The 21613-nt window shown below is 27.8% G+C and carries 19 protein-coding genes; 3 read left to right on the top strand and 16 right to left on the bottom strand.

From position 1 onward, the window contains the following. Positions 1-74 precede the first annotated feature (74 nt). Both SPJ33_RS01885 and SPJ33_RS01880 read left to right on the top strand, forming a co-directional pair. Complete coding sequence (locus SPJ33_RS01885) at positions 75-1079, top strand: hypothetical protein (RefSeq protein WP_321116276.1); 1005 nt, start codon at positions 75-77, stop codon at positions 1077-1079. 61 nt (positions 1080-1140) lie between these two features. Continuing rightward, positions 1141-1746: a cell wall hydrolase gene (locus SPJ33_RS01880; RefSeq protein WP_321116275.1), complete on the top strand. Its 606-nt coding sequence runs from the start codon at positions 1141-1143 to the stop codon at positions 1744-1746. A gap of 30 nt (positions 1747-1776) precedes the next feature. Here SPJ33_RS01880 and SPJ33_RS01875 read toward each other — a convergent pair whose 3' ends face one another. From SPJ33_RS01875 to SPJ33_RS01820, 12 genes are all read right to left on the bottom strand, one after another. Continuing rightward, entirely contained in the window at positions 1777-3237 is a 1461-nt protein-coding gene (locus SPJ33_RS01875; RefSeq protein WP_321116274.1) for an NADP-dependent glyceraldehyde-3-phosphate dehydrogenase, read from the bottom strand. Between the two features lie 23 nt (positions 3238-3260). Further along, positions 3261-3701: a hypothetical protein gene (locus SPJ33_RS01870; RefSeq protein ID WP_321116273.1), complete on the bottom strand. Its 441-nt coding sequence runs from the start codon at positions 3699-3701 to the stop codon at positions 3261-3263. 197 nt (positions 3702-3898) lie between these two features. Then, on the bottom strand, positions 3899-5455 hold the full coding sequence (locus tag SPJ33_RS01865) for a nitrite/sulfite reductase (RefSeq protein WP_321116272.1): 1557 nt from the start codon (positions 5453-5455) through the stop codon (positions 3899-3901). Positions 5456-5746: 291 nt separating this feature from the next. Beyond that, positions 5747-6943, bottom strand: a complete 1197-nt coding sequence (iadA, locus tag SPJ33_RS01860; protein WP_321116271.1) for a beta-aspartyl-peptidase — start codon at positions 6941-6943, stop codon at positions 5747-5749. Positions 6944-7063: 120 nt separating this feature from the next. After that, the gene (locus tag SPJ33_RS01855; RefSeq protein WP_321116270.1) at positions 7064-7594 is read right to left on the bottom strand and encodes a chromate transporter; all 531 of its coding nucleotides are present in this window, start codon (positions 7592-7594) and stop codon (positions 7064-7066) included. Continuing rightward, a complete protein-coding gene (locus SPJ33_RS01850; protein WP_321116269.1) occupies positions 7595-8131 on the bottom strand; it encodes a chromate transporter in 537 nt (178 codons plus the stop codon). It abuts the gene before it with no gap. Positions 8132-8301: 170 nt separating this feature from the next. Further along, entirely contained in the window at positions 8302-9921 is a 1620-nt protein-coding gene (ptsP, locus tag SPJ33_RS01845) for a phosphoenolpyruvate--protein phosphotransferase (protein ID WP_321116268.1), read from the bottom strand. Positions 9922-10164: 243 nt separating this feature from the next. Then, positions 10165-11202, bottom strand: a complete 1038-nt coding sequence (locus SPJ33_RS01840; protein ID WP_321116267.1) for a ribonucleotide-diphosphate reductase subunit beta — start codon at positions 11200-11202, stop codon at positions 10165-10167. An 18-nt stretch (positions 11203-11220) separates the two neighbouring features. Further along, the gene (locus SPJ33_RS01835; protein ID WP_414627196.1) at positions 11221-13383 is read right to left on the bottom strand and encodes a ribonucleoside-diphosphate reductase subunit alpha; all 2163 of its coding nucleotides are present in this window, start codon (positions 13381-13383) and stop codon (positions 11221-11223) included. A gap of 366 nt (positions 13384-13749) precedes the next feature. Next, the gene (locus tag SPJ33_RS01830; RefSeq protein WP_321116265.1) at positions 13750-15642 is read right to left on the bottom strand and encodes a sensor histidine kinase; all 1893 of its coding nucleotides are present in this window, start codon (positions 15640-15642) and stop codon (positions 13750-13752) included. Next, positions 15620-16303 (bottom strand): response regulator transcription factor, encoded by a 684-nt coding sequence (locus SPJ33_RS01825; RefSeq protein WP_321116264.1) that lies wholly within the window; start codon positions 16301-16303, stop codon positions 15620-15622. The genes SPJ33_RS01830 and SPJ33_RS01825 overlap by 23 nt, the downstream gene beginning before the upstream one ends. Positions 16304-16440: 137 nt before the next feature. After that, positions 16441-16593, bottom strand: coding sequence for a hypothetical protein (locus SPJ33_RS01820; protein WP_321116263.1), 153 nt, complete (start codon positions 16591-16593; stop codon positions 16441-16443). 258 nt (positions 16594-16851) lie between these two features. Here SPJ33_RS01820 and SPJ33_RS01815 point away from each other — a divergent pair, with 258 nt between their 5' ends. After that, entirely contained in the window at positions 16852-17709 is an 858-nt protein-coding gene (locus SPJ33_RS01815) for a YitT family protein (protein WP_321116262.1), read from the top strand. A gap of 43 nt (positions 17710-17752) precedes the next feature. Here the strand turns inward: SPJ33_RS01815 and SPJ33_RS01810 are convergent, their stop codons facing one another. The 4 genes from SPJ33_RS01810 to rplM all read right to left on the bottom strand — a co-directional run bounded on the left by SPJ33_RS01810 (position 17753) and on the right by rplM (position 21341). Then, positions 17753-18433 (bottom strand): N-acetylmuramoyl-L-alanine amidase, encoded by a 681-nt coding sequence (locus SPJ33_RS01810; RefSeq protein ID WP_321116261.1) that lies wholly within the window; start codon positions 18431-18433, stop codon positions 17753-17755. Positions 18434-18557: 124 nt separating this feature from the next. Beyond that, complete coding sequence (locus tag SPJ33_RS01805) at positions 18558-20186, bottom strand: Na/Pi cotransporter family protein (RefSeq protein ID WP_414627194.1); 1629 nt, start codon at positions 20184-20186, stop codon at positions 18558-18560. 299 nt (positions 20187-20485) lie between these two features. Then, entirely contained in the window at positions 20486-20878 is a 393-nt protein-coding gene (gene rpsI / locus SPJ33_RS01800) for a 30S ribosomal protein S9 (RefSeq protein WP_321116259.1), read from the bottom strand. Positions 20879-20906: 28 nt separating this feature from the next. Further along, positions 20907-21341 carry a 50S ribosomal protein L13 gene (rplM, locus tag SPJ33_RS01795; RefSeq protein ID WP_321116258.1) on the bottom strand — a complete coding sequence of 145 codons (435 nt, stop codon included), beginning with the start codon at positions 21339-21341 and terminating at the stop codon, positions 20907-20909. Between the last annotated feature and the right edge of the window lie 272 nt (positions 21342-21613).

Raw genomic sequence — 21613 nt, 5'->3', positions numbered from 1 at the left:
TAACTAATATTTTTAAATCTTAATTAATATAATTTATAAGATTACTTTATTTATATTATGAAAAGAGGGATACAATGGGAAAATATACACAAAAAATAAGTGCTATCTTTAACTATATTAAGACAAAAAAATTGATAATATCTATTTTATTAATAACAATTTCAATACCATTAATATTGCTGTTTATAACTAGATTAACTCCATCTAGTAATGACATTAGAAAAATTGATAAATTAGCAAAAGAAATCTCATCGATAAACTCAACATTAGATAAATTAAATGATTCTAATAATATAAATTCAAAAACTGCTCAAAATGAACTTTCATCTATTATAAATAAATTAAATCAAGTAAAAGAAACTTCAAATTCTCTTGAAGTGGAAGAGATAGTTTTTGAGACAAAAAATAAATTTAACGAAGCCTTAAACTTTAATATAAAACTTTGTGAGCAAGCTTTAGATATGTATATGAATCAATCTAGTGCAAGTCTTGATACTAAACTTAAGGATTACAAAGGCACTTTAAATAGTTTTACAGAAAGTAATAAGTCTTTATCAACATTTAAAATATCTAATATTATGTCAGAAGATAGCTTGAAATTCTTTGATAAAACTTATAAATATTTTGATACATTAATTCAGGTTAATACATTAAAAGATATAAATAAAGAAAAGAATTCATCATATATGCTATCATCAGATAAATTAATAACTAAATTTAAAGAAATTGATGATGATTTAAAACCAGCTTTAGAAGATATTAAAAAGAATAATAGAGATTTATATATTCTACTTGAAGATATCGCAAACAAAAAAGCTATTTTTAAAGATATTAAAAATGATTTTTATATGTTAAGCGTTCCTGAGGATGCTACAGAACTTCATTCAAGTTTATTAAAATCTATAAATACTTATGAATCTTATATAAATTCAATTGAATATGTCGTAGATTCTGATATTGATTCTAAAGAAAGCCCAAAACAACTAAATGAGTATGATAATTCATTCATAAAATACAATGAATTTATGAATTCACTAAAGATATCAATTAAAGAATTTCAATCTTTTAAAGAAAAATAGTATATAAATCTTCTTTTTGGCCATAATATTCTTTGACTGGTTTGTAAAAAGGAGGTCTTTTATGAAAAAATTCATAAGTATTTTTTTACTTTCTATCACATTAATATCATCTGTAGAAGCAAATGCTTCTATTCTTAGTTTGTTTGATTATATATCTTTAAAAGAAGATGCATTATATACAACTGCTAAAGATGAAAAGGATAAAATTGATGTTAATAATAAAACATCAAATACTAATACTAAAAATGGAAATTCTGAAAATGATATAGAAGTATTTAATCAAAATGGATCTCAGCTAAAAATTACAAAAGCTGATATCGAACTTATGGCAAAACTAGTTTATTGTGAAAGTAGAGGAGAACCATTTCAAGGCAAAATTGCTGTTGCATCTGTAGTTTTAAACAGAGTTATGAACCCTAAATTCCCAAATACTATTTCAGGTGTAATATTTCAAAAGAATGCATTTTCATGCGTATCTAATGGTCAGATTATTGCTGAACCAAATGAAGATTGTTATAATGCAGTATACGAAGCAATTAGGGGTAAAGACCCAACTAATGAAGCCTTATTTTTCTATAATCCATCTATAGCAACTTGCTCTTGGATGAAAAATACATCAAAAAAAGATTCTAAAAAAATAGGAAATCATACATTCTTTAAACAATAAAAAAACTCCCAAACATTTGGGAGTTTTTTTTTACATCTTTAAGTTTATAACTGTTGCTTTTGGTCTTGACATTGCTTCTATTGAGTAAACAACACCTTGTGTTCCCATTCCAGATGATTTTACTCCTAAGAATGGGAAGTGGTCTGGTCCTCTTTCAGTTTTATTATTTACTTGAACTGTTCCAACTTCTAATTTATTTGCAACATAAAACGCTTTATTTATATCTTCAGTAAATACTGATGATTGAAGTCCGTATTCTGATTCATTAGCAATTTTTATTGCTTCATCAACATCTTTAACTCTTATTATTGGAAGAACTGGTCCAAAAGGCTCTTCCCAAGCTATTCTCATATCTAATGTTACATTATCAAATAATGTTGGCATTATAGTATTACCTTCTCTTAAGCCGCCTAATAAAAGCTTAGCTCCTTTTTGTTTTGCTTCTTCTATAAGACCTTCTACAAAGTCACAAGCTTTACTTGATATTAATGGTCCAACAGTATAATTTCCTTCTAATGGATTTCCAACTGTTACTTTTTCCATTTCTTTTAATATCTTTTCACTTAATTTATCTGCAACAGATTCTAAAACAAGTACTCTCTTAACAGCTGTACATCTTTGACCTGAATATGAAAATGCTCCTGCTACTATATTTTTAGCTGCTAAATCTAAGTTAGCATCTTCTAAAACTATTGCTGCATCTTTTCCTCCAAGTTCCATTAAAAGTGGTTTCATTTCAGTAATTCTTGATATTCCTCTTCCAACTTCACTACTTCCTGTAAAATTAACAAAGTCTATATCTTTATGAGTTACAACATAATCACCTATTTCGCTTCCCTTACCAGTAATAGTATTTAATACACCACTTGGTAAGCCAGCTTCATTAAATGCTTTTGCAAGGTATAATCCACATATGCTACCTTGAGTTGCAGGCTTAAATACAACTGTATTGCCTGCCATTAATGCTGGCGCTATTTTAGATGCTGCTAAGTTTACAGGATAATTAAATGGTGAAATTGCAAGAACAACTCCAACTGGCTCTCTTGTAACTATTGATATCTTATCATTTTTAAATCCTGGAAAAGAATCTCCTGGTATTGATTCTCCTCTCATATTTTCTGCTGTATCTGCTGTAAATCTTATTAAATCAGCAGTTCTTTTAACTTCTGACATACAGCTTTTTCTATCTTTAGCTATTTCAAGAACCATAACATCTGCTATTTCTTCTATTCTTTCTTCTAATAAATCAGCTACATTATGTAATAATCTTGCTTTTTGATTTGTTGGAACTTCTCTCCACTTTCTTTGAGCAATTTTAGCTATTTTAATAGCTTCATCTACATTTTCTTTATCCATAGCTTCTACAAAACCTAAAGTTCTTTTATCTATAGGGGATTTTATTTCTATTAATTTAGTCTTATCTTTTATTATCCATTTACCATTTGATAAATTTCCATATATAAAATCTCCGTCCTTATCTTCCCTAAACATATAGAATTACCCTCCTTTTTTATCTATCCTATTAAATGATTTATCCAATCTTCAATTATTTTATTCATTTTATCTTCATCACTATAGTATTCACTTAAAGAAAGAGCTAATTTTTCTTTTAATTCTTCTCTATCTAAATAATCAACACACATATCACAGAATCCATTTGAAAATTCTTTATATGCACGTTTTAAATTTTCTTCTATTTTACTAATATCAAAAACGCTATTTAAATTCTTTGATATTTCTTCTAAATCATCTAGTCTTTCGTGTAAAGGACTGTCTGCATCAGCTTTTTCAACTCCATTTACAACTTCACGTTCATATTTTTTATCTTCAGCATTCATTAATTCATCTGAATAATCATCATATTGTTCATTTGCTATTTTTATTAGATTTTCCATCTTTAAAACAGTATGATCTTTTGTAATCTCAACTAAAATTTTTCTTATCTTATTTTCCACAAATCCCATCTCCCGTTATATACCTTGTAATTTATATTTATACTACTTATTTATGTTATCACTAAATAAAAATTTTAAATGTGACTTGTATCAAATTTAATCTTTTATTAACAGATAATTATTATCCATAATATTTTCTAAAAAATAGACTTAATAAGAAACTTATTAAGTCTATAATTAGGTGCTTATAATATATACTAAACTAAATACTTGTCTGCTATATTCTTAAACTCTTCTTTATTTTGTTTATACCATGATTCAAATTCAGCATTTTCCTTTTCTAATGCAACATATAAATCATAAATGAAGTTTGGAATTTCTTCTTCTAACATATCACCATATATTTCTCCAAGCTTTGAATTGTCAATTTTATAATCTCCGCCGATATGAAGTTCAAAGCACTTTCTTACTTCATCATTTACTCTCTTTGTTTTTCCTGCAAATCCTATTTGTCCAATTTCATGCACACCACATGAATTTCCACATCCTGATATATGAATCTTAGGTAATAAATCTTTATCTATATTTTCATTTGAAAGTTTTTCTATTATACTCATTAAAAGTCCTTGGCTATTTCCAATACCTAGTTGACATATTGGTACACCAATGCATGATGTAGATTGCATTACTTTTAATTCTCCACCACGACCTTTAGTTAATTCTAATATTTCTTCAGCCTCTTTACCATTAAGGTTTCTTATATACATACCTTCTTCCATAGTAAATCTAAAATCAACTGCTTCCATATCTTTAGTAGCATCAATTATATCCTTGAAGTCTACCATTTTTAATTTTCCTCCAAATGGATGGAAGTAAACGCTATAAAGACCTTCTTGTTTTTGTTCTACTAATCTATTATCTTTTACATCTGTTTTAGAACCCACTTTAGTGATTTCATTTTCTTTAACATCTATTTTTAAGTTTTCACCTTCATCTTCAAAAACTTCAGCTAAATGCTTTTTATAACATTTTAAGAATTCTTCTTCTCCCATTCTTTCAACAATATATCTTATACGAGCTTTATTCTTATTTGAATAATCTCCTTCAGCTACAAATAATCTTTTAAGTGCTTCAAAATAATATACTGCGTCTTCAGCTTTTACAAGTTCATCATATTCAATTGATAACTTTGAATTTCTTCCAAGACCACCTGCTAAGTAAATCTTAAAGAAGTTTTCTCCATTTTCTTTTACTGCTAAAAATCCTATATCTGTTGCTGTGCAATGTGGTTCATCCATACTATTTGTAGCCATTGCTGTTTTTATTTTTCTAGGTAATTTATAAGTATTAACTCTTTCCATAATATATTTATTTACAGCTTCTGCATATGGAGTTACATCAAATACTTCTCCTTTTTGTACACCTGAAAGAGGTGATATAGCAACATTTCTTGGATAGTTTCCACCTGATCCTCTAGTATATATTCCATAATCTATAGCTTCTTCCATTATGTCGCATACATCATCTATCTTTAATCCATGTAATTGCACAGCTTCTCTTGTTGTTGGGTGAACCCATTCTAAGCCATATCTATTTGCCCACTCATATATTTTAGCAAGATCTTCTTTTGTTGCTCTTCCTGAAGGTGTCTTTAATCTTATCATAAACTCTTGTCCACCTCTATGTGCATAAACACCCATACCTCCAGATATAGCTTTAAATTGTGCAACATTAATTTCTTTGTTTAAGAATTTGTGACCATTTTCTCTAAATTCAATAATTTCTGCTTTTAGTACTTCGTTTAAATTTTTCATTAACATCACCTCTTGAATTATTTTTCGCTACTTATAGATAATAGCATACATTTCAATTTTTATAATTATATACAGATAAGTATAATATAAAAATTGTATAAATTAACTCATTGTAAAATAAATAATAACTTGTAAATTTATTTAAACTTGGTCTAAAAAATATATTTACCATAATACATCCATATACAATTATATATTTAATTATTGTTAAAAAAAAGAAAATTTTTATATAATATTTAATTGATAAATTAATCAATTTATCAAAATTTAAGTCATATTTATACGAAAAAACTATTCAAAAGATTCTTTTATGGATTTTTCAAAAGTTCCAGTTATTATAGGAATTCCATTTTCTATAACTACCTTACCCATAGCAATTACCTTATTTATTGATAAGTCTGCCTTATTAACGATTACTATATCTGCATCTTTTTTAGGTTCTATTCTTCCTTTATCTTTTAATTTAAGCAAATCAGCAACATTAGATGTTATTGTCTTTAAAGAATCTTCTATTTTTATTCCCTCATCTAATATAGATTTCTTTACTTCTTCATAAAGACTTTCAACTCTACATATACCTAATTCTTTTAATTTCCCATTCTCATCAAATAGTGGCATACTCCCATTTCCATCTGATGTAAATGTTATTCTATCTATAGGTAATTTCTTATCTAATAAATATTTTAATGCTTTAGATGCTATCATCTCTCCCTCTTCTAAATTATTTAAGTCAGAACTAGTAGTTAAATCAATATATCCTCCTCTTTTTATCCATTCAACCCCAGCATCTAAAAGTTCAATAGTTCTATTCATGTGAGTGGGAATAACTTGTGTTGCTGGTATTTCAGTTTCATCTAACATTTCAAATAAATAATTTAATCTTCTAGCTCCACCACCTAAATGCACATTTACTATACCTGATTTGTTTGATAAAAGTCCTGCAACTCTAGATTCTGCAACTAAATTTATAAACTGATCTAATCTTGGTTGAGAGCTTCTATTGTCTGAGAGTGCTATTTCTCCAACTCCTATTATTTCATTTACTAGCATCAAATCTTCCTTAACACTTCCAATCATAGTTCTTACAGGAATCTCATATGATCCTGAATAACAAGTTGCTGTTATCCCTTCTTCATTTAAAGCTTTTACTTTTGCAACTAATGCTCTCATATCTCTACATACTCCATCTGTTCCTATACATCCATTAACTGTAGTGATTCCTGCTCTTGTTAAATTACTTAATTGAAGTTCTGGAGTTCTTGTTTTAAATCCCCCTTCACCGCCTCCACCTATTAAATGAACATGAGCATCTATAAATCCTGGAAATGCATACATATCCTTTCCTTCAATTATCTCAATATTAATAAAATTCTTTGGAATCTCTAATTCATCATATACACCTTCAATTTTATCATTCACTATAACTATAGATTTTTTCCCTAAATATTTTGGTGAATATATTTCTATATCCTTTATAATCTTAATCATTTAAATCACTCCTAAAAAACATAATAATCTTATTTTTCCCTAATATTTTTAAATAATGTTTTTAGAAAATAAAAAAAGACTACATCATATTAATATGACGTAATCTCATTATGTATCTATTTAATAGTGCCAATAAAATACAACCCCTAATATTCCTGCTATAATTATGCACACAATTGGGTGAACCTTTTTAGATAATAATAAAGCACCTATTATTAATGTTATAATTACAGATTTAATATCAACATATGCATCTTTTGCTAAATCAACAAATGCTTGAATTATTAAAGCTATAAGTACAGGTCTCATTCCAAGTAAGGCACCCTTTAATACTTTTGATTCTTTAAACTTCTCCATTGCTTTTGATGCAATAGATACTAATATAAATGATGTAGTTACAACTCCTAAAGTTGCTGCAACACTTCCTAAAATACCTGATACCTTAAATCCTATAAATGTTGCTGAATTTATTGATACAGGACCTGGTGTCATTTGTGATATACCTATTATATCCATAAATACGTTATTACTTATCCAATTATGATTTTCTATTATTTCTCTTTGCATAAATGGAATCATGGCATATCCACCACCAAAACTGAATGTTCCTATTTTTAAAAAGGTAAGGAACAAACTCACTAATATATTCATCTAATCCACTACCTTTCTTAAAAATACTGCACCATATATAGCTGCCGCTATTATTACTATTACAGGGTTTATACGGAAGATTATTAATGCGATTAAAGCTATAACTATAATTATCGCATTTCTAATATTTTTCTCCACACCTTTTGATAAGCTTATAACACCAGCTAAAACTAGTATTGGTACAGCAGCAGATATTCCTTTAAATACAAGATCTACATAATAGTTATTTCTAAATTGCATGAAGAATGCAGCAACTATTAATATTATTATAAATGATGGTAATACAACTCCAAGAAGCCCCATAATTCCACCAATTATACCACCTATTTTATAACCTACAAAAGTGGAACAATTTACGGCCATTGCTCCTGGAAAACTTTGAGATACTACAAGTATATCCATGAATTCTTCTTTAGTTATCCATTTTCTTTTATTTACAACCTCTTCTTCAATAATTGGAATCATTGCATATCCACCACCAAATGTAAATGCTCCTATCTTAAAGAATGAAATAAACATTTGCCAAATTTTTTTCATATTTTCACCTCCTTTTCAATTTTTAACATAAATATTCTAACATAAGTTAGATGATAAATATTAAACTTTTTTTCATTATTCATATATATCATAAGATTTATATATTCTTAATTAAAATAAAAAAGCGTGAACCTAAGTCCACGCTAATTTTAATATATTTTATATAAATCTTATTCTTGTTCTAATATGATTTTCTTTGCAGCTAATATTGATGAAGCACTCATTGAGAATTCATCTAATCCATATTCAACAAGTGTTGGTATAGCAGCTTCATCTCCTGCCATTTCTCCACACATTCCTACCCATTTGCCATGCTTATGAGCTCCATCTATAGTCATCTTTATTAATCTAAGTACAGCTGGATGCATTGGGTTATATAGATATGAAACTTTTTCACTCATTCTATCTGCTGCTAATGTATATTGAATTAAGTCATTAGTTCCTATTGAGAAGAAGTCTACTTCTTTAGCTAATTCATCAGCCATTACAGCTGCTGCAGGAATTTCTACCATGATACCCCATTGAATTGAATCTGAGTATTTTTTTCCTTCATTATTTAATTCAGCCATACATTCTTGAACTACTTCTTTAGCAGCTCTAAATTCTTGTATACCTGAAATCATTGGGAACATTACAGCAAGATTTCCATATACTGAAGCTCTAAGTAATGCTCTTAATTGAACCTTAAATATTTCTTTTCTATCTAAGCAAAGTCTTATTGCTCTATATCCTAAGAATGGATTCATTTCTTGTGGTAATGGTAAATATGGTAAAGTCTTATCTCCACCAATATCAAGTGTTCTTATAACAACTTGTTTTCCATTCATATTTTCTAAAACATATTTATATGCTTCAAATTGTTCCTCTTCTGTTGGAGCACTGTCTCTATCCATGTATAAGAACTCAGTTCTAAATAGTCCAACTCCGTCTCCTCCATTTGCAATAACACCTTCAACATCTTCTGCTTTTCCAATGTTTCCGCAAACTTCTATTCTCTTACCTGACTTAGTTACTGTCTTAACTTCAATAAGTTTTTTAAGTTCTTCTTGTTCAGCTAAGAAAGCTTGTCTTTTTGCTTCATATTCTTTTATTGTAGCTTCGTCTGGGTTTATTATAACAGTACCTTCTATACCATCAACTATTACAGTATCTCCAGTCTTAACTGAAGTTGTTATATCTCCAAGTCCAACAACTGCAGGAATTTCTAATGTTCTAGCCATTATAGCTGAGTGTGAAGTTCTTCCTCCGATGTTAGTTAAGAATGCTACAACTTTGCTTCTATCTAATTGTGCAGTATCTGATGGAGTTAAATCTTCAGCAACAATAATAGTATTTGCTTCTGTTATTGCAAAAGCATCTCCGCCCTTACCTGCTAAATTTGCTATTATTCTCTTTGAAACGTCTTTTATGTCAGCTGCTCTTTCTCTCATGTACGCATCTTCCATTGATTCGAAAATCATAACAAAAGTATTTGTTACATTTTCAACAGCCTTCATAGCATTTAACTTATTGTTTTCTATTTCAGCAGCCATAGCTCCTGTAAATTCTGGGTCATCAAGTAAAGTGATATGTGCTTCAAACACAGCAGCTTTTTCTTCTCCCATTTCTACTTCAGCTTTAGCTTTTATTTTTTCTAATTGGCTTCTTGACTCATCTAATGCCTTTTGTAATTTTGCCTTTTCTAAATCTATATCATTAATTTTTTCATCAGTTATAATTATTTCTTCATGCTCTTGTAAGAATACCTTTCCTATAGCATATCCTTTTGAAGCAGCAATACCTTTTTTCATAATAAAAACCCTCCTAAATTCTGTTACCTTTATTCCAAAAAACTAAGTACATTTATGTAAAGTCATTAAATAATTTTAAGTAATGACAACTTTTACATCTAAGTACAATCCCAAATAAATTATACCACAATTTATATCATTGTTAATACTTTTTAATGCATTTTAAACGTTCAAAGCGTATAATTCATTCATTATTCTGAATTTTTTGTATAATAATTCTTTACTTTAATATCTTATTCATTATTATAAGTCATCTATTAAAGTAGCTGCTTTAGCATACGCAGTTGATTTTGCTTCAAAAAAGTCTGTTTTAACTGAATTTGCATTAGCCTGTCTATCAACCCATTCTGCTGGATTATCATTATAACCTTCATATAATGGATCTAATCCTATGGACTTTAATCTCATATTTCCTAAATATTTTATATACTCTTCAATAAGTTTTTTATTTATTCCTTGTACGCTATCTCCTATTACATAATGTCCCCATGCAATTTCATTTTCTACTCCTATTTTCATCATTTCTCTTAATTCTGATTTTAGAGTATCTGTAAAAAGATCTGGCTCTTCTCTTTGAAGTTCTTTTATTATATTTCTAAATAACCAAAGGTGCGTATTTTCATCTCTATTTATATATCTTATTTCTTGTGCTGATCCAGGCATCTTACCATTTCTCTCTAAGTTATAGAAAAACATAAATCCAGAATAAAAATATATACCTTCTAATATATAATTTGCCATTATACTCTTAATTAAATTATGTTTAGTTGGCTCATTTACAAAAGTATTATATTGATCACCTATAAACTTATTTCTTTCAAGAAGTATTTTATCGTCTTTCCATTGGTAAAGAATTTCATTTCTCTTTTCTGGTGAACATATTGTATCTAACATATAACTATAGCTTTGTGAATGAACAGCTTCTTGGAAAGCTTGTATAGTTAAGCAAAGGTTAACTTCACTTGCTGTTATATAATTATTTATATTTCCAAGGTTAGCAGTTTGTATTGAATCTAAGAATATTAAAAACGAAAGAATTTTATCATAAGCTGTTCTTTCTTCATTTGTTAATTTCTTATAATCTTTTAAGTCCTGAGCTAAATTAATTTCTTCTGGTATCCAAAAGTTATTCATTCCTTGTCTATACCAATCTGATACCCAGTTATATTTCATATTATTAAAATCATTAAGGTTTGTAGTATTTCCATTTATCATTCTTTTTTTTGAAGTTTCTGTATCTCCAAATTCATTAAAAAGTGGTTTTTTATTTATATCAAACATCTATATGCCTCCTAAGTTCTAAGCTGAACAACTTTCACAATCACTAACTTCAAGTGATTTACTTCTAACATAGTATATTGACTTAACACCAGATTTGCATGCTTCTATATAAAGGTTCATTATTGATCTCATTGTATAATTCGTTGTTATATAAAGATTGAATGATTGCCCCTGATCAATATGTCTTTGTCTTACTCCATTCATCTCTATACACCATTTTTGATCTATATTGTAAGCAGAATTGTAATACCAATATGTCTCTTCTGAAAGATTTGGAGCTGTTTTTGGTACTATACTTCCTTTTTTTTCTTCTAGCCAAAATCTTGACATTACAGGATCTACCCCTTCTGAAGTTCCTGCTAATGTTGCAGTTGATCCATTTGGAGCAATTGCTATAAGGTATCCATTTCTTAAACCATATTTATTAACTTCAGCTTGAAGCTCTTTCCATCTATTTGAATTATAATTTCTTAATCTAAAGTAATCTCCATTTTGCCAATCTGATCCTTCAAATTCACTATAACATCCCTTTTCTTTTGCAATTTTCATGCTTGCTTTTATAGCATAGTAATTTATATTTTCATATACTTTATCTGCAAATTCTTTATGTTCATCTGCTGTAAAATGAATTTTATTATTTGCAAGCATATGATGATATCCTGAAGTTCCAAGCCCTATACTTCTATATTTTTTATTAGTTACTTCTGCATATGGAACTGAATAATAATTTAAATCAATAACATTATCCATAGCTCTTATTTGAGTTTCTACTACATATTCAATTTCTTCTTCATTCTTAACATCAACATTTCCAAGAACAATTGATGAAAGGTTACACACAACAAAATCTCCAGCCTTAGTCTTTTCAACAATTATTTTACTTCCATCTTCGTCTATTATTTCTGACTCTTGTATATCCATAGGGCTCATATTTTGCATTATTTCTGTGCAAAGATTTGATGAATATATAATTCCAGCATGTTTATTAGGATTCATATTATTTGCATTATCTCTATAGAAGGCAAATGGTGTTCCAGTTTCCGCTGCGCTTTTAATTATAAGACGTATTATATCCTTTATTTTCATAACACGCTTATCTATTCTTTCATCATTTACACAATCAAAATATCTATTTTCCCATTCTTCTCCATAGAAGTCTTCTAATGAGTATCCTTTAACTTGCCTTATCTCATGTGGACACATCATATACCAATCACCATCTATGTTTTCATCTGCCATTTTCCAGAAAAGATTTGGATAGCATAGCCCTGGAAATACATCATGTGCTTTTTTTCTATCATCACCATTATTAGTTCTTATTTGAAGAAATTCCGGAATATCTTTATGCCAAACATCTAGCCATATAGCTACAGAACCATTTCTAACCCCTAACTGGTCAACAGCTATAGCAGTATCATTAAATAATTTAACCCATGGTATTATTCCAGCTGATGCCCCTTTAAAACCTCTTATAGGCGATCCAAGCGCTCTTACCTTTCCTATATATATTCCCATTCCACCGCCAAATTTTGATACTTTTGAAAAATTATCAAGTGATTTATATATCCCTTTTAAACTATCATTTACAGTATCTATAAAGCATGAACTTAATTGATAGAAAGGCTTTCTTGCATTCGCCATTGTTGGAGTTGCCATTGTTGCTTTAAGTGAGCTTAAAACATCATAAAATCTTTTTGCCCAGTATAATCTTTTATCTTTTTTCTCTGGAATTGCTAAATGCATAGCTATACCCATAAACATTTGCTGTGGCAATTCTAATACTTTTCTATTAAAATCTTCAACTAGGTATCTTTCACTTAATAACTTTATTCCACTATATGTAAATAAAAAATCTCTTTCTGGTTTTAATTCTTTTTCTAATTCTTCTATTTCTTCCCTTGAATAATTTTCTAATATATATTTTCCGTATAATTTTTGTTCTGTTAAACTTTCTATAAATCCATATAAGTTACTATATAAATTTTCATTATTATCTAATTTTCTATTTTTTCTTACTGTATCATAAAGCTTATAAACGTATAACTTAGAAGCTACATATTGCCACTTCGGCTCTATATCTGTAGTAAGTTCTAATGATATTTGAATTAATGATTCTCTTATATCATAATAATCCATTCCTGGTCTTATTATTAAATCTAATTTCTCTTTTAACCTATCTATATTATAGTTTTCACTTTCATTATTAATTGCTTCTAAACCTAACTTACAAAGTTCTTCTATTCTATCCACCAAAGTCCCCTCCAACAACATATAGCATTAATATTGCGTCTTTTCATAAAATAGCACAATATATTGATGTACTCTATTATAGTTTTTATAAGATAACATGTAAAATTTTATAAATCTTAATACTCTATTTTATTACTTATTTAATCTTAGAATCTTCAAATATCTCTATATTTTGATATTTTTTATTTTTTAGTATATTTTTTTATTTAATATTAATTATCCAAAAAATATCATGATTTTATGCTCACTTCACATAAAAAAAATAGAAACCAATATTAATATTGGTTTCTATTTCAATTATAATTCATCTTTTTCTAATATATCATTTTCAGTAATAGATTCTACATCAAAAGGAAGGAATACATATATTTTAAATAAATCTCCTTCTCTTTTTATTCTTGTTGTTCCTTTGTGTAGTTCTACTATACTTTTTGTAATAGCAAGACCAAGTCCAGACCCTTCTACCACTGATGTTCTTGATTTATCTCCTCTTGCAAATCTTTCAAACATTTCTGTTTCATTAAAGTCCATTTCATAGTTTGCAACATTTTTAAATGAAATTAATACACCATTTTCTTCTTTTATTATCTTTACATAAACTCTTGTATCTTCAAGAGAATACTTTAATGAATTTATTACTATGTTTTCTATAACTCTAGAAATCATTATCCCGTCTAAATCCATAATAATTTCATCTTCATCACATTCTACCTTAAATTCTATGCATTTATCTTCATAAAGAGATGAATATTCTCCTATTACTTGATATATAAGAGATACAATATTAATTTTATCTTTATGAAGCTCAATTCTTCCAGAGTTTATTTTAGATACTTCAAATAAGTCTTCAATAAGTGTCTTTAATTTATTAGATTTTTGTTCTAATATTTTAAGATAATCTCTTCTCTCTTCATCTGATATTCTAGGATCTTGAAGTATATTTACATAATTTATTATTGATGTAAGAGGCGTTTTTAAATCATGAGATACATTTGATATAAGCTCTGTTTTTAGTTTTTCATTTTTAAGAGCCTCATCTACAGCTATGTTATAACCCTCTTTCATCTTATTTATGTTATATATAAGCTCTCTTATTTCAATTCCACCTATTTCTTTTACAGAATGCTCAAAGTTGCCATCATTTATTATCTTTAAATCGTCTTTAATCATTCCAATTTCAATATTTCTCTTTATTGAATACATTACTGCTATTATAGGTAATGCTATTATAAGTAAGCTTCCCTTAAATGGATATGATATAAAGAAGTTTACTAGTATATTATTTTTATCTCCACCTAATGCTAAAAGATATAAATAAGCTATATAAAATATAATGCTTAATATTATAGTTGCTATCATTACTCTTCTAGTTCCTCTATATTTAAATACATGCTTAAATATATATATTATATCTTTTATTATGTTACCTCTTATTACTATCTTTCCTCTCTTAATTGAGAATACAAAAATAATTTTGAGTATTAAAACTACATCTATAACAATTGCAAATATAAATGCATAAAATTTCTTTATATCTTTATTTAATATATTCTCATAATTACTTTGGGTTGTATAATATATTTCTTCAAAATTTTTCAATACATTCTCTGAATATTTAATGTTATCTCCTGATACTTTCTTATCTTCAATTACCTTATTGTATATATTCACATTATTACAATTATACGTAATAATATTTTCACCCTTATATTTTTCATTTATTACTTTATAAAGATTTTCTCCTTGTATCTTCTTTACGCCTTGAAAAAATGGATCATTAGTAAATATATCATCATTAAACTTATTTCTTATTATGAAATATATATTTGAAGGTAAGCCTCCATTATTAATATTATTTCCTTTATTTGAATAAAAGCTATTTTCATATATTGAATTTCTTAAACTATCTTTTTCGCCTTCTGCTGAATATAAAAATTTATTTAACCCATCAGTTCTTTTATAAATATCTTCACTTAATAATTTACTATCATTTTTAAGTGAATTTTTATAAAAAGCTTCTTTATCAAATACAGCTTCTATTACTCCTGTACCATTTTTAGCTTCTGGGCTAGTTAGATATGTAATTGATATATTCGCACATATTATTGTTATTACAACAACTATTATAATTTCTATAAGCCAAATATTATTGAAATAACTTTTTATTTTATTTTTCAATCTTATATCCAATTCCCCATACCACCTTTATATATTCGGGCTCCTTAGTATTAATTTCGATTTTTTCTCTTATTCTTCTTATATGAACAGTTACTGTATTTTCACTCTTATAAAAAGGCTCTTCCCAAACCTTTTCGTATATTTCTTTAATTGAATATACCCTTCCAAGATTTGATGCTAAAAGCACAAGTATCTTGTATTCTGTTGCTGTAACTTTTATTTCTTCGCCTCTAACCTTAACGCTTTTAGCTACTGTGTCTATTTCTAGATCTTTTACTTTTATAAAATCTTTATTATCCATAGATAAAGGGTTTTCATATCTTCTAAGCTGTGATTTAACTCTAGCTACAAGCTCTAAGTGATTAAATGGTTTTGTTATATAGTCATCCGCACCTACATTTAATCCTAATATTTTATCTGAATCTTCTCCTTTTGCTGAAAGCATTATTATAGGTATGTTGTTAGTTTCTCTAACCTTTAAACATGTTTTTATACCATCCATTTTAGGCATCATTATATCAAGTACTATAAGGTGGATATTCTTTTCTTCTAATATTTCAAGAGCTTCAATTCCATTGCTTGCATTAAATACTCTTAAATTTTCACCTCTTAAGTAGATATTTATTGCATCTCTTATTTCTTTTTCGTCATCTACAACTAAAATATTGAACATATTTCTAAACGCTCCTTTCCTTATAATTATTATATTATCGTAAATCTATATAAAAAACATCTACCTTTGTTACGAAATTCTTAAACTTATATTTAACTTAATTTTTATTAGCAATTTATATATATTTTTTAAGCAAACTATCTTAATTCAGTTTGAGTACTTATATTTATATTTTTATCTTTTTTATTATCTATTGAGGTTTTAATTAATACCCCAATGCATGCTATTATAAGAGCTATTAATATTATCTTTTTTACTTTTAAATTTCCTGGTAAGTTTATTTTAAACATATATATCTTCTTCCTTTTCTTATTTTATAAAGAAATTATCATTCATTTTTTTATAATTGTCTATAAAATATGTTTATCTATTATAGTTATTACTATATATTTGTAGCTATTAACAACCTTAATGATATTATTTATAATATTGATTAAATTTACTTAAATCTAGCTAAAAGTCGCATTTTTTAAACATTAACTTTATTGAATATTTTATATATAATAAACTTGGTGTTATGTAAATTTATAAAAACTTAGGAGAATATTATGACTAAATTACTAAAAAGCAAATCTTTTGTGTTAGATGTAATTCTTATTTTTATTGGTTGTATTATAGCTTCACTTGGTGTTAATCTCTTTTTAAGTCACGCTAAATTATTAAGTGGCGGTGCAACAGGTGTAGCATTAATATTCCAATACTTATCTGGCGTGCAAGCCGGTGTTGTTGTGTTTATTATCAATTTACCTTTATTTGTACTAAGTTATATTTATCTTAGCAGATCATTTACACTTTATTCTGCAATAGGAATGGTTTCATTATCAGTTTCGCTTATTATAACAAAACCTTTTTCATCAATAATCAAATTAGATGATGTACTACTTTATTGTATATATGGTGGTGTCCTTTGTGGAATAGGTTATGGAATTGTATTTTTAAGAAATGGTTCAACTGGTGGAACAGATATTATAACTATGTTAATTAGAAAAAAATATTCTAATTTTGAAATTGGTAAGCTTGGATTTGCGATAAATTGTTTAATAATTATAGCTGGTGCTATTATATTTGGCATACCAAAAGCTCTATATACTTTAATATCAATTTTTGTGCAAGGTGCAGTATTAGATAGGGTTTTAAAAGGATTTAATACTAGAAAGCTTATGTTTATAATTACAAATGAAAGCCAGAATATAATTGACTTTGTTATTAAAGATTTAAATAGAGGAGTTACATCACTGCCTATGGAAGGTGAATATACACATAATAAAGCAAAAATGCTTTATTGTATAGTAACAACAAGAGAAATGTTAGCATTAAAAAATAAAATTTATGAAGTTGACCCTAAAGCCTTTATAACAATAATAGATACATCTGAAGTTAGAGGTAAGGGATTTAAAAACATATAAATAAAGTTAAAGTAGGAGTTATTTTTTAACCCCTACTTTAACTTTATTTATTAAGAACTTTTTCGTTATATATATCTATTCCCTTAAATATTGAATCTACTAATTTATTTTGATATTCATCATTTTTCAAGTTTTGTTCATCATCATAATTAGATAAAAACCCACATTCTACTATAATATTAGCTCCATTATATCCATCTCTAAGTATTTTATATGACTTTTTAGCATCCTTTGCAAGTCTATTATTATTTGGTTGTAATGTTTGTTTTACTGCTTCTTGTATACTTTCTGCTAACTGTTTACTCATTTCATTACTTGAATACCATACTTGAGTGCCTTTGCTTTTAGGGTTTGAAAACATATTTTGATGAATAGATATAAAAATATCACAATTTGTTTCTTTCTTTTTTTCACATCTTAATTGAAGATCATCTCTTTTTTTATTTGATAAAGCTGTATCATCTTCTCTTGTCATATAGACAGTATATCCTTCTTTATTAAGTTTATCCCTTAACTTTAAACTTATTGTAAGATTTATATCTTTTTCAATTGTCCCATTTTTATTTTTTGCTCCTCCATCCCATTCTCCATGACCTGGATCAATCAACACTTTGCAATTTTTATTTGCTTCCTGTGATTTCATTTGCGTAGCATGTACCTCATTTGGCATCAATCCAACTAATAAGAATAATAAGGTTATGCATATATTTTTAAAAAACTTCATATAACCTATCCTCCTAAAAACTTATATTCTTATTATGTGAAAAAATCATATTTTTATAATATATATTTTTTAAATCTATAAAAAAGAGAAGCTAGAAATTGTCTAACTTCTCTTTTTATTATAATTAATTATTTTCTATTACACTTTCAGCAATATTTTTTGCATGATCCCCAATTCTTTCAAAGTTTGAGATTAAATCTAAGAATATAGCTCCTGCATATGCATTGCATTTACCATCATATAATCTCTTAATATGCTTATCTCTATAACTTTTTTCAGATGAATTAATCTTTTCTTCGATTTCATTTATTTCGATAGCCTTTTTAACGTCTCTATTTTCATAACTGTCTATTGCAACTTGAAGTGCTGATGTTGTGTAATTATATATTTCATCTAATTCACTTATAGCATCTTCACTATACTTTAATTTTTTATTAGATCTTTGAGTTGCAAGATCTGCTATATTTTCAGCATGATCTCCTATTCTCTCTATATCATTTACTATATGGAATGTTGAAGCAACTATTCCAGTTTCTTTATCTGATAACTCACATTTTGATAATTTAACTAAATATGTTGTTATTGATTCTTCTAATACATTTATTATCTCTTCATTATCATAAACTTTCTTTATAAGCTCTTCATCTTCTTTAATAAAAGCTTCCATTGATAATTCAAGATTTTGTTTAGCTTTGTTAGCCATTCTTATAGTTTCTTTAATAACTTGACCTGCTGCAATAACAGGAGTTTCAAGTAATCTATCATCTATATATTTAGGCCCAACTTTTTCTATTTCATCTTCTCCTGGAACTAACTTATTAACAATTAATATAAGGTAATTTCTAAGAGGTAATAAAATGATTGTATTAGCTATATTAAATACTGTATGTGAATTTGCTATTTGTCTTTGAACATCTCCTGGACTCATATCCATAACTAAAGTTCCAAGAATATTTATAAATGGCATAAATATTATTGTACCACCTACATTAAATATTAAATGTAAAAGTGCTGCTTTATGAGCAGTTTTATTTGTTCCTACAGTTGAAAGCATAGCTGTTATGCATGTACCAATATTACATCCAAATAATATTGGAAGAGCAGCTCTTATATCAATTGCTCCAGCTGTTGCAAGTGCAATAAGTATACCTGTTGTTGCTGATGAACTTTGTAATACAGCTGTAAGTAATGCACCAACTATTACACCTATAAACATATTATTACCTATAGCAACTACTAAGTGTTCAAACATAGGTGACTCTGTAAGTGGCTTCATAGCTCCACTCATCATTCCCATACCAGTAAATAGTATACCAAAGCCTAAAATTATGTTACCAATATCTTTTCTCTTCTTTGCTTTAGCAAGCATAACCATAGCTGCACCAACAAATATAAATAACGGTGCAATTTCATCAAGCTTAAAAGCAACTAATTGAGCAGTTATTGTTGTTCCTATATTAGCACCCATTATTACTCCAACAGCTTGCGCTAAATTCATAAGGCCTGCATTTACAAAACCAACAACCATTACTGTAGTTGCACTACTACTTTGAATTACAGCAGTAACTGCAGCTCCAACTAATACAGCAATAATAGGGTTTGATGTAACTTTTTCAAGAATCTTCTTTAATCCTTCACCAGCTGCATTTTCTAGACCATCTCCCATTAACTTCATACCATAAAGGAATAGTCCTAATCCACCTGCTAAGCTTATAATTGTTATTACTATAGAATTCAACTCTCTATCCTCCATCTAAAAGAAATTTATTAATTAAATTTTCAATATATTCTAAAGGCTTAATTTAAGTGTACATCATTTATTAACATTTGTTAAGGTTTATATTTATTTTTTAACCTATATTTAACCTATATTTAATATAAATTTGATTTTATTCCCATTTTATCTTATTAATTATATTATTTTGTTGAATTTTTTATTAAATTTATAAACAAAATATTACCCTTATATTCAAATTATATTTTATTTTTATAAAATTCTACAAAAAAAAGAGAAGAGTAAAACTCTTCTCTTTGTATTCCGCACTCCAAATACTATCTCTTTGAGAATTGTGGAGCTCTTCTTGCTTTCTTAAGACCGTATTTCTTTCTTTCAACCATTCTTGGGTCTCTAGTTAAGAATCCAGCTTTCTTTAATTCTGATTTTAAAGCTTCATCTGATTTAACTAATGCTCTAGCTACACCGTGTCTGATTGCTCCAGCTTGACCTGTGAATCCTCCACCATGAACATTAACTAATACGTCAAACTTATCTTTAGTTCCTGTTAAAACTAAAGGTTGGTTAACGATAACTCTTAAAGTTTCTAAACCAAAATAGTTTTCGATATCTCTCTTATTTATAACTACTTTACCATTTCCTGGTACTAGTCTTACTCTTGCAACTGATTTCTTTCTTCTACCAGTTCCCATGTATTGAACTTTTGCCATTTTAAATCCTCCTCCCGAGTTTCGGTTATTAGTACTTTAATTCAAGTACTTCAGGGTTTTGAGCTTGATGTGCGTGCTCTGAACCTCTGTTTACTTTTAATTTCTTTAACATTTTTCTTCCTAAAACGCCGCTTGGAAGCATTCTTCTTACAGCTTCTTCGAATGCGAATTCAGGTTTCTTTTCAAGAACTTCTCTGTATGGAATTTCCTTTAATCCACCTACGTATAAGCTGTGCTTTCTCATCATTTTTTGATCTAACTTGTTACCAGTTAAAACAACTTTTTCAGCATTGATTACGATAACGAAATCTCCGCAGTCAACATTTGGTGTAAATGTTGGCTTATTTTTTCCTCTTAATATTGAAGCAACTTGGCTAGCTACTCTTCCTAGTGGCTTACCAGCAGCATCAACAACATACCATTTTCTTTCAACTTCTTGTGCTTTCGCAATGTATGATTTCATGTCTTTTCCCTCCTTGAACTTTCAGTACGCAATACTCTTAGTACTGCCTTTATGTCAAGATCCTGGGCTAAAGGATCTTCCGTACATAAATATTCTAACAAACATATATCATTATAATACACGCTTACGGGCGTGTCAACAAATTTTACATATTTTTTTATATTAATAATAAACTTTTTCTAATACTAATCCATTAGGTGGTGCACAATGACCTGATTCTTCCCTATTCCCAGTATTTATAGCACTTAGAACCTCCTCAGGCTTCTTCTTAC

This window comes from Clostridium sp. (genome assembly GCF_034179595.1).
GTDB lineage: Bacteria > Bacillota > Clostridia > Clostridiales > Clostridiaceae > Clostridium.
The sequence above is the reverse complement of the archived record's forward strand: the minus strand, read 5'-3'. Positions and strand labels throughout refer to the sequence as shown.

What these genes read in the sequence shown, in the direction of transcription:
- SPJ33_RS01885 (WP_321116276.1), top strand. Translation starts at nt 75, where the DNA reads ATGGGAAAATATACACAAAAAATAAGTGCTATCTTTAACTATATTAAG.
- SPJ33_RS01880 (WP_321116275.1), top strand. Translation starts at nt 1,141, where the DNA reads ATGAAAAAATTCATAAGTATTTTTTTACTTTCTATCACATTAATATCA.
- SPJ33_RS01875 (WP_321116274.1), bottom strand. Translation starts at nt 3,237, where the DNA reads ATGTTTAGGGAAGATAAGGACGGAGATTTTATATATGGAAATTTATCA.
- SPJ33_RS01865 (WP_321116272.1), bottom strand. Translation starts at nt 5,455, where the DNA reads ATGAAAAATTTAAACGAAGTACTAAAAGCAGAAATTATTGAATTTAGA.
- iadA (WP_321116271.1), bottom strand. Translation starts at nt 6,943, where the DNA reads ATGATTAAGATTATAAAGGATATAGAAATATATTCACCAAAATATTTA.
- SPJ33_RS01855 (WP_321116270.1), bottom strand. Translation starts at nt 7,594, where the DNA reads ATGAATATATTAGTGAGTTTGTTCCTTACCTTTTTAAAAATAGGAACA.
- SPJ33_RS01850 (WP_321116269.1), bottom strand. Translation starts at nt 8,131, where the DNA reads ATGAAAAAAATTTGGCAAATGTTTATTTCATTCTTTAAGATAGGAGCA.
- ptsP (WP_321116268.1), bottom strand. Translation starts at nt 9,921, where the DNA reads ATGAAAAAAGGTATTGCTGCTTCAAAAGGATATGCTATAGGAAAGGTA.
- SPJ33_RS01840 (WP_321116267.1), bottom strand. Translation starts at nt 11,202, where the DNA reads ATGTTTGATATAAATAAAAAACCACTTTTTAATGAATTTGGAGATACA.
- SPJ33_RS01825 (WP_321116264.1), bottom strand. Translation starts at nt 16,303, where the DNA reads ATGTTCAATATTTTAGTTGTAGATGACGAAAAAGAAATAAGAGATGCA.
- SPJ33_RS01820 (WP_321116263.1), bottom strand. Translation starts at nt 16,593, where the DNA reads ATGTTTAAAATAAACTTACCAGGAAATTTAAAAGTAAAAAAGATAATA.
- SPJ33_RS01815 (WP_321116262.1), top strand. Translation starts at nt 16,852, where the DNA reads ATGACTAAATTACTAAAAAGCAAATCTTTTGTGTTAGATGTAATTCTT.
- SPJ33_RS01810 (WP_321116261.1), bottom strand. Translation starts at nt 18,433, where the DNA reads ATGAAGTTTTTTAAAAATATATGCATAACCTTATTATTCTTATTAGTT.
- SPJ33_RS01805 (WP_414627194.1), bottom strand. Translation starts at nt 20,186, where the DNA reads ATGGAGGATAGAGAGTTGAATTCTATAGTAATAACAATTATAAGCTTA.
- rpsI (WP_321116259.1), bottom strand. Translation starts at nt 20,878, where the DNA reads ATGGCAAAAGTTCAATACATGGGAACTGGTAGAAGAAAGAAATCAGTT.
- rplM (WP_321116258.1), bottom strand. Translation starts at nt 21,341, where the DNA reads ATGAAATCATACATTGCGAAAGCACAAGAAGTTGAAAGAAAATGGTAT.